Source organism: Nevskiales bacterium, assembly GCA_035574475.1.
Taxonomy (GTDB): Bacteria; Pseudomonadota; Gammaproteobacteria; order Nevskiales; family DATLYR01; genus DATLYR01.
The window spans coordinates 1-8,080 of record DATLYR010000030.1; the positions used below are offsets into that span (position 1 = coordinate 1).

Below are 8,080 nucleotides of genomic sequence, written 5' to 3' on the forward strand. Positions count from 1 at the left end.
GCCACGGATCTCGCCGCGCGCCTCCAGCCGCCGATAGACGTAGTACAGCTCGCGCCAGGGCGGCAGGTTGTCCTCGCGCTCCAGCAGACGGCGGAACACCACGCCGTAGCGGCGCAGCAGCACGCGCGCCACACGCTCTACGGCGGGATCGGCCAGCGCGCCGGGCGGCTCCGCGCGCGGCGCGCTCAGGCGCTGCAAGGCCCAGCGTCCGGCCTCGTCCACACGCTGTGTCGCCAGATGGCGTCGGCCGCGTCCCGCTGGCGCCACCAGCGCGCGCAGGCCGGCGAAGGAATCCGAGGTCACGAGGCCATGACTGACCAGTTCCGCCAGGCCTTCCTCCAACTCGGCGCGCAGCAGCCCGGTCTCGTGGAGCAGATCGCTGAAGAACGATGCCCCGTGCTCCCGCAGGCAGTCGAACACGCGCCGGGCGCGTGGGGACAGTCGCTGGATTCCGGCTTGCGCCGGAATGACGGAAGTAGAAAGCTCACCCTGCAGCCAGTCACGCCAGTGCCCGCGCTCGCACAGGACGATGGGTGTGGTCTTGACGGGTCCGCTCTTGCGGTGCTCGCCCGTCACCGGTGCGGGCGGCCGGCACCACACGATGCGGCCGGCGGCGCACAGCCGGTCCAGCATGGCCGGCAGGTAGCCGCGCACGCGCGCCGGCAGGATGTCGCTTTCCCAGGCGGCGGCCGGCACGGCAAAACCTTCCAGCTGCTGCAGCGCCAGCGCCAGCCCGCTTTCGCCTTCGCGACGCTCTTCGCCGACTCGCTGCCAGCGGAACAGGAAACGCATGAACGCTGCCGGCGGCACCGGCTGGATCTCGGCCCGGCGCCGCTCGGTACTGTAGCGGTGGATGCGCGCGAGCAGGCGGCGGTCGCACCATTCGACGACTTCTCCGAGCTGTGTTTCGGAGAAGTCGTCGTCCCGGCGAAGGCCGGGACCCAGTGACTTTGAAAGGCTCTGGATTCCGGCTTTCGCCGGAATGACGGAGGGAGAGATGAAGCTTCCGCGCATCACTCCGCCCTGCTGCTCCAGAGTCAGCAATGCCTGGCGGATGGTCGATACCGGCAAACCAAGCGGTGCTGCCAGCTGATCTTCCGTCACCGGGCCGAGTAGTTCGAGCCGGCCACGCAGGATGTCGGCCAACGCCTCTTCCGCGTCACATTCGGCATGGCCGAGCAGCGGCAGGTCGTCGGCCGGCTGCAGCTGCGGGAATAGCTTGCGGAACTGCGGCAGGCGCTCGGTGGCGACATACAGCGGCTGACCCTCTGGCGGATGCAGGAGGGTGGCGCGCCGGTGCTGACGGAGCAAGGGGAACAGGGTGGCTGCACCCTTGCCCTCTTCCGCCGTCAGGAAACCGTGCACCATCAGCGCGTCATGCAGCTCGTCGGGCGTACCGAGGTCGGGCCAGGTCTCCTGCCGGACACGTTCGATGGCCGCCGGATCTAGCCGGCCGAGATCGGCGGCTTCCTGCGGCTCGAGCAGGCCGCGGGTTCTCACCGCGCGCGTGCGACGCGCCTCGGCATCGCCGTCGTCGAGGAAGGCATAGGGGCGCGCGCCGAGTATGGCCTCCGCCAGCGGCGAAGGACTGGTCAGCTCGCGGGTGACGATCTGCACCTCGCCGCGCTCGATGCGTGCCAGCAGGCGCAGCAAGCCGTCCACGTCCATGGTCTCGTGCAGGCAGTCGTGAATGGTCTGCTGCACCAGCGGATGCTCGGGAATCTCGCGGTAGCCGTTGCCGAGGTTCTCGGCGCAGGCCAGCTGGTCCGGGAACACCACCGCGAGCAGGTCCTCGGCGTCCATGCGTTGCAGCTGCGGCGCCACGCGCTGGCCGTTGCGCATGCGCCGCACGGCGAGCGCAATGCTGGCGTTCCAGCGCCAGCGCGTGCCGAACATCGGCGCGTCCAGCAACGCCTGCACCAGCACCTCGCGCGCGCTGGCGGACTTGAGATAGCCCTTGATGTCCTCCAGCGGGAAGCTGTGCGTCGGACCCAGCGACAGTACGATGCTGTCGTCCAGCGCCGAGGCCTGCAGCTCGAAGTTGAACTGTCGGCAGAAGCGCTTGCGCAGCGCCAGGCCCCAGGCCTTGTTGATGCGCGAGCCATAGGGCGAATGGATCACCAGGTGCGTATCGCCGGCCTCGTCGAAGAAGCGCTCGAACACGATCGTATCGTGCGTCGGCAGTACCGTGAGCGCGGCCTTTGCAGCGGCGAGGTAACGCGCCAGCTGCTGTGCGGCGGCGGGTGGCAGGCCCAGATCGGTGGCGAGCCATTGAGCGACAGCTTGTACACCCCCACCCTTGCCCTCCCCCGTCAAGGGGGAGGGAACAAGATCCTTGCGCCGCCCCGCTCCCTCTCGTTCTTCCCCCTCCCCCCTTTGCGGGGGAGGGCCGGGGTGGCGGGAAGTCGGCGTCATCAACATCTGTTCCACCGTCGTCCGCAGCCGCGACACCGCCTGCGACAACTCGTCGCTGCGCCCCGGCGCCTCGCCGAACCAGAACGGCAGACTCGGCGGCTGGCCGTGCGCATCCTCGACGTAAACCTTGCCGGTCTCGATCTTGAGCATGCGGTAGGAGGTATTGCCGAGCTGGAAAATATCGCCCGGAATGCTTTCGAAGGCGAAATCCTCGCCGACGCTGCCGACCCGATGCCCCTCCGGCGACAGCACCACGTCGTAGTCGAACGGGTCCGGGATCACGCCGGCATTGGTGACGGCCGTCAGGCGCGCGCCCTTGCGCCCGCGCAGCAGGCCGTTCACCGCGTCGTAATGGATGTGCGCCGAACGCCGGCCGCGGCGGGTGGAAAAACCCTCCGCCAGCATCTGCACGACGGCGTCGAATTCGGCCCGCGCCAGCTCACGATAAGGTTCCGCGCTGCGGAAAAGCTCGTAGAGCGCCTGCACCTGCCATTCGCGGCAGGCAACCTCGGCCACGATCTGCTGCGCCAGCACGTCCAGCGGCTTGCGCGGGATGGGGATGCGGTCGAGCTCGCCGCGCCGCACGCCGTCCAGCAGTGCGGCGCATTCCACCAGGTCGTCCAGCGACAGCGGGAACAGCCGGCCCTTGGGCACCGCATTCACCGCGTGGCCGGAGCGCCCCACGCGCTGCAGGAAAGCGGCGATCGAGCGCGGCGAGCCGAGCTGGCAGACCAGGTCCACCTCACCGATGTCGATGCCCAGTTCCAGCGAGCTGGTGGCGATCAGCGCGCGCAGCTCGCCGGCTTTCAGCCGCTGCTCGGCCTTGAGGCGGTGCTCCTTGGACAGGCTGCCGTGGTGCGCGCTGACGTGTTGCTCGCCGATGCGCTCGGCCAGATGCCGCGCGGCGCGCTCAGCCAGGCGGCGTGTGTTGACGAATATCAAAGTCGTGCGATGCGCCTGCACTAGCTCGGCCAGGCGGTCGTAGAGTTCCGACCAGACCTCGTTGGCCATCACCGTTTCCAGCGGCGACTGCGGCAGCTCCAGCGCCAGGTCGCGCTCGCGCACATGGCCGGTATCGATGATGCGACAGGGCTCACCCCCCATCAGGAACGCTGCCATGCGCCCGATCGGCTTCTGCGTCGCCGAGAGCCCGATGCGCACCGGCGGCGCATGGCCCACATCACGGCACAACTGGTCCAGCCGCGCCAGCGACAGCATCAGGTGCGCGCCGCGCTTGCTGCCGGCGACCGCGTGCAGCTCATCGACAATCACCGAGCGCACGCGCGACAGCATGGTGCGGCCCGATTCCGAGGTCAGCAGGATGAACAGCGATTCCGGCGTGGTGACCAGGATGTGCGGCGGCGCGCGGCGCATGCACGCGCGCTCGAAGGCGCTGGTGTCGCCGGTGCGCACCGCGTCGCGGATGTCCACGTCCGGATAACCCAGCGCCGCCAGCTGCGCCCGGATGCCCTGCAGCGGCTCCTGCAAGTTCTTCTGGATGTCGTTGGACAGGGCCTTGAGCGGCGACACGTACAGTACGTGCACCTCGTCGCCCAAACCCTGCTCCAGCCCTTCGACGACAAGGTCGTTGAGTGCAGCCAGGAAGGCCGCCAGGGTCTTGCCCGAGCCGGTGGGTGCGGCGATCAGCGCCGGCTCGCGCCGCGCGGTGACCGCCCAGGCCCGGCGCTGCACCTCCGTCGGCTGCTCGAAACGCGAAGCGAACCAGCCCGCCACGGCAGGGTGGAACTCTTCCGGCGATACAGGCCCGCTACCGGTCCGGCCCAGGTCCAGCGATCTCTGCATGCGCCCATTATCCGCCGTGCAGGCTGGCCGGCCAAACAGAACTTCATCGTCGCCGGCGTTTCTTGCGACCCAGGGTCTGACCCCAGTGTGTCAGACAGGCGTCACGCAGATCCTCGAGGAGATGTTGCAAGTCAACGCGCGTTTCGCCCATCGAGAATCCGCCGCGTAGCTAGCGGGCTGCCAGAGGATTGCGCCAGCGCACCTGCGGAAAGCGCGCGAAATCGGCATCGGAGGAGCAAACCTCCAGCCCATGCTCCAGCGCCAGCGCCGCCAGATGCGCATCCGGCACGAGATTGGCGCCGGCATTCGCGGCAACCAGCAGCTTGCCGACGACCGCGGCGTGCTGATCGGTCGGCAGCGGAATCCAGACGTTCCGCAGTGCCAGCCATTCTTTCACCTGCTCCCAGGCTTCCACAACGGGCAGCGGCCGCTCGAACACGCGCGGATTGGTGCTGATGCGCAGAAAGCCGAGCAGGCTTGGCCATGGCAGTCCCACCCGCGGTTGCTCTCGCAACTGTGACTCGAACCAGTGGGCCGCCGGGCGATGCTGTGGCAGGTCTGCGATTTTGGCGTAAAGCAGGAGGTTGGCGTCCACCAGGATCATGAATGGGCGTCACCCTCGGTTTCGGCCAGCACCTCGGCGATGTTGTCGAGGTCGGTGCGACGCGGCTTGAGCCTGACCGGGCGCAGCCGGTAGGGCTGGCGCGGCCGATCGGCCTTGCGTTCGATCTGCTCGAGGCCCGCGCGCAAAGCCCGGTTGACGAGCTCCTTGAATTGGCCATGCTGCCGCAACCGCTTCAAGCGGGCGGCGACATCGTCGTCGAGGGTCAGTGTTGTGCGCATGCGTCAATTGTCACGCATCATGATGCTTGCGACAAGGGGCCAGGGACGTATTGTTGATTAATGAGTTGCTTTACGGCACTGTAGGACATGCCCTACATAAAACTGCAAGATCAGAATCGGCTTCATTACCTCGACATCGGGCGGGGGCCGCCGGTGGTTCTGCTGCATGGATTTGGCATGCACGCCGCGCATTGGCTGCCCTTCGTCGCGCCGCTGGCGATGCGCTACCGCTTCATCCTGCCGGACCTGCGCGGCTTCGGCCGCTCGCACCACGTCAACCTGAATCAGGACTGCCTGCTCAGCAACTACGCCGACGATGTCGAGCACCTGCTCGACACGCTCGGTCTGGGGCGTGTGCATCTGGGCGGCATCTCGATGGGCGCCTACACCGGCCTGCAGTACCTGCGCCGCCATGGCAGTGCACGGATCAAGGGTTACCTGCACATCGACCAGGCGCCGATGGCGCGCAACGTCCCCGGCTGGCGCTGGGGCCTGTTCGGCGAGCAGCACGAACGGCGCATGGACGAATTCCGCGAACTGATCGCGCTGATGGAAAGCCACGGCCGCGACACGCCCTGGCAGGCGGTGGCACCGGAAACCCGTGCGCGGCTGTGGTGCTCGCTGGCGCAGTTCATGGGGGACGCCTTCCACAACCGCAGCCTCAGTCTGGGGTTGAACTGGCTGCTGCGCCACGAACGCATCGCGCGCCGCCTGCTGCCGCCCCACAACTGGCCGGTGTATCTCGACGTGATGCGGGCCTACGTCGATCGCGATTACGACATGCGCTCGTCGCTGTCGAGCATCGACGTGCCGATGACGGTGATGGTCGGCACCGAGTCCGTCATGTATCCGGCGCCCGGCCAGATCTGGATCAAGTCGCAAGTACCGCATGCGCGGGTGGTGTGCTTCGAAAACTGCGGCCATGCCGTGATGCTGGAGAAACCGCGCCAGTTCGTCTGGGCGCTGGCGCGTTTCCTGTCCGAGAGCGCGGCCCTGTCCGGCACGGCGCGCGAGGCGATGCCGCGCAAGAAAGCGGCCTGATATGACCGTTCATTCCCGCGCTGGCGGGAATCCGGTGAGACGGATGGCTTTTTGACTGGATCCCCGTTACCGCGGGGATGACAGTATCAATCCGACCGCGTCGACAGCCAGTCCGCCGCGAACAGCCAGGTCGTGCCCGGCGCCTTGCTGCCGGCGAACACGCCGGCATGGCCGCCCGGCGCGACGATGAAGTCCTTGTCGCGCGAGCCGACGATGTCCATCACCTTCTTCGCCGCCTCGAGCGTCACGATGCGATCGTTTTCGCCGGCAATCGCCAGCAGCGAGCACTCGATGCGGTCCAGCAGCGCCTTGTCCTCCGGACCCAGCCGAAGCTTGCCCTTGGCCAGCTGATTGTCCAGCCCGACCCGCAGCACGAAGTCCTGGATGATGCCGCCCGGATAGTCGTGCATGCGGTTGAACCAGGCGGACATGGTCTGGTGCTCGGTCACATACTCGCGGTCCCACAGGTTCATCAGCAGGTCGATGTAGCTCTGCACCGTGCCCGCCGGGTTGGTCAGCTTGAAGGCGACCGAGGACATCCAGCCCGGTACGCGCAGGAACTTCGGATCGATGTCGTCCAGACGCAGCGGTACGTAACGCGCGGCCAGCCGCAGCGGCCGGTTCATGACCTCGAACAGCCGGCCGGCGATGCCGGCCTGGTGGGCATCGATCGGGCTGGCGATGGTGACGATGTTGCGCACGCCGGGGTCGTGCGACCAGCCGGCGTAGACCAGGCAGAACAGACCGCCCATGCAGTAGCCCATCAGGGTGATGTCTGTCTCGCCCGCGTCCGCGCGGACTTTCTCGATCGCCTCCGGCAGCATGCGCGTGGTGTAGTCGGCGAGGCTCAGATGCGAGTGATCCTCGTCGGGGCTGCCGAAATCCACCAGGTACACCCTGAAGCCCTGCGCCAGCAGGAAGCGCACCAGGCTGCGGTTGGGCAGCAGGTCGAAATTGAGCGGGTCCGCGGCCAGCGGTGGGACCAGCAGCACCGGCACGCGATGCTGCCCGGCACGTACCGGATAGGTTTCGCCGCCGGCGATGATTTCGGATTCCGTGAGCGGCGGGTACTTGCGTACGCTCAACAGGCCGTTTTCGTGGATCTTTTCGAAGGGGGTCTGGTTGGCGGCGATGAAGCGCTCCGCGTCCAGGCGGCGTGCGATGGCGTTGCTGACCCAGGACAGCGTGCGCTCGCCGACCCGCGCGGCAGTGCCGATCACCTGCTGGATTCTGTCCCGTCTCTGATTTTGATCGCTATCCGTATGTTTTTCCATGTGATTTTCAGGTCGGCGCAAACAAATGTCTAGTATAAACCCTCTATAGGGCTGGCGGTCGCAAGTGTGCAAACTGGTCTGCGTCGCGAGGCGCCCGCTGTGCGGCGCCGAAGACGAATCCGACCGGTACACAGCAGGAGACACCGCCATGCGCATCACGACCAAGACCCTTGTCACCGCCGCGGGTATCGCCCTGGTCGCCCCCGGCATGGCCGCTGCGGCCACCACCACTACCACCTTCCAGGTCACGGCAACCGTCACTTCTGCCTGTAGCGTCAGCGCGACCAATCTGAGCTTCGGCGCCTACGACCCGACCTCGGCGATTCCGAAGGACGCGACCAGCACGATCAACGTCACCTGTACCCTGCTGGCCCCCTATGCAGTCCGGTTGAGTGGCGGTGGTTCGGGCGACACCGCGGCGCGCGTGATGGATGGTGGCACCAGCACCGACCTGGGCTACCAGCTGTACTCCGACGCCCTGCGCACTACGGTCTGGGGTAACACCGGCACCGATGACGTTGCCGGCGTGGGCGGCGGCTTGGTGGCCGTTCCGCACACCGTGTATGGTCGTATCGCGGCAGGTCAGGATGTGGAACCCGGCAGTTATGTGGACACGGTCACGGTTTCGGTCGACTTCTGACATGCGACATTTCCTCGGGGGCGCCCTGGCGGGCGCCCTGTTTTTTTGCAGCGCGCTGGCGGGT

6 protein-coding genes are annotated in these 8,080 nt (G+C 67.2%); 2 read left to right on the plus strand and 4 right to left on the minus strand.

The window, feature by feature from the left end:
• The 3 genes from VNJ47_01835 to VNJ47_01845 form a co-directional block, all read right to left on the minus strand.
• On the minus strand, window positions 1-4,218 hold a 4,218-nt coding region (locus tag VNJ47_01835), incomplete at its 3' end, for a DEAD/DEAH box helicase (GenBank protein ID HXG27576.1).
• A 169-nt stretch (window positions 4,219-4,387) separates the two neighbouring features.
• A complete protein-coding gene (locus VNJ47_01840) occupies window positions 4,388-4,822 on the minus strand; it encodes a type II toxin-antitoxin system VapC family toxin (protein ID HXG27577.1) in 435 nt (144 codons plus the stop codon).
• Window positions 4,819-5,061: a hypothetical protein gene (locus VNJ47_01845; protein HXG27578.1), complete on the minus strand. Its 243-nt coding sequence runs from the start codon at window positions 5,059-5,061 to the stop codon at window positions 4,819-4,821. Before VNJ47_01845 ends, VNJ47_01840 begins: the two co-directional genes overlap by 4 nt.
• An 87-nt stretch (window positions 5,062-5,148) precedes the next feature.
• Here VNJ47_01845 and VNJ47_01850 point away from each other — a divergent pair, with 87 nt between their 5' ends.
• The gene (locus tag VNJ47_01850; protein ID HXG27579.1) at window positions 5,149-6,102 is read left to right on the plus strand and encodes an alpha/beta hydrolase; all 954 of its coding nucleotides are present in this window, start codon (window positions 5,149-5,151) and stop codon (window positions 6,100-6,102) included.
• 86 nt (window positions 6,103-6,188) lie between these two features.
• On the opposite strand, the gene VNJ47_01855 is transcribed toward VNJ47_01850, so the two are convergent.
• Window positions 6,189-7,322: an alpha/beta fold hydrolase gene (locus tag VNJ47_01855; GenBank protein ID HXG27580.1), complete on the minus strand. Its 1,134-nt coding sequence runs from the start codon at window positions 7,320-7,322 to the stop codon at window positions 6,189-6,191.
• 202 nt (window positions 7,323-7,524) lie between these two features.
• Between VNJ47_01855 and VNJ47_01860 the strand changes: the two genes are divergently transcribed.
• Window positions 7,525-8,016, plus strand: a complete 492-nt coding sequence (locus tag VNJ47_01860; protein HXG27581.1) for a spore coat U domain-containing protein — start codon at window positions 7,525-7,527, stop codon at window positions 8,014-8,016.
• Window positions 8,017-8,080 lie beyond the last annotated feature (64 nt).

Excerpts from the sequence above, each read along its gene's own strand:
- VNJ47_01850 (HXG27579.1), top strand. The coding sequence starts at position 5,149 with ATGCCCTACATAAAACTGCAAGATCAGAATCGGCTTCATTACCTCGAC.
- VNJ47_01845 (HXG27578.1), bottom strand. The coding sequence starts at position 5,061 with ATGCGCACAACACTGACCCTCGACGACGATGTCGCCGCCCGCTTGAAG.
- VNJ47_01840 (HXG27577.1), bottom strand. The coding sequence starts at position 4,822 with ATGATCCTGGTGGACGCCAACCTCCTGCTTTACGCCAAAATCGCAGAC.
- VNJ47_01860 (HXG27581.1), top strand. The coding sequence starts at position 7,525 with ATGCGCATCACGACCAAGACCCTTGTCACCGCCGCGGGTATCGCCCTG.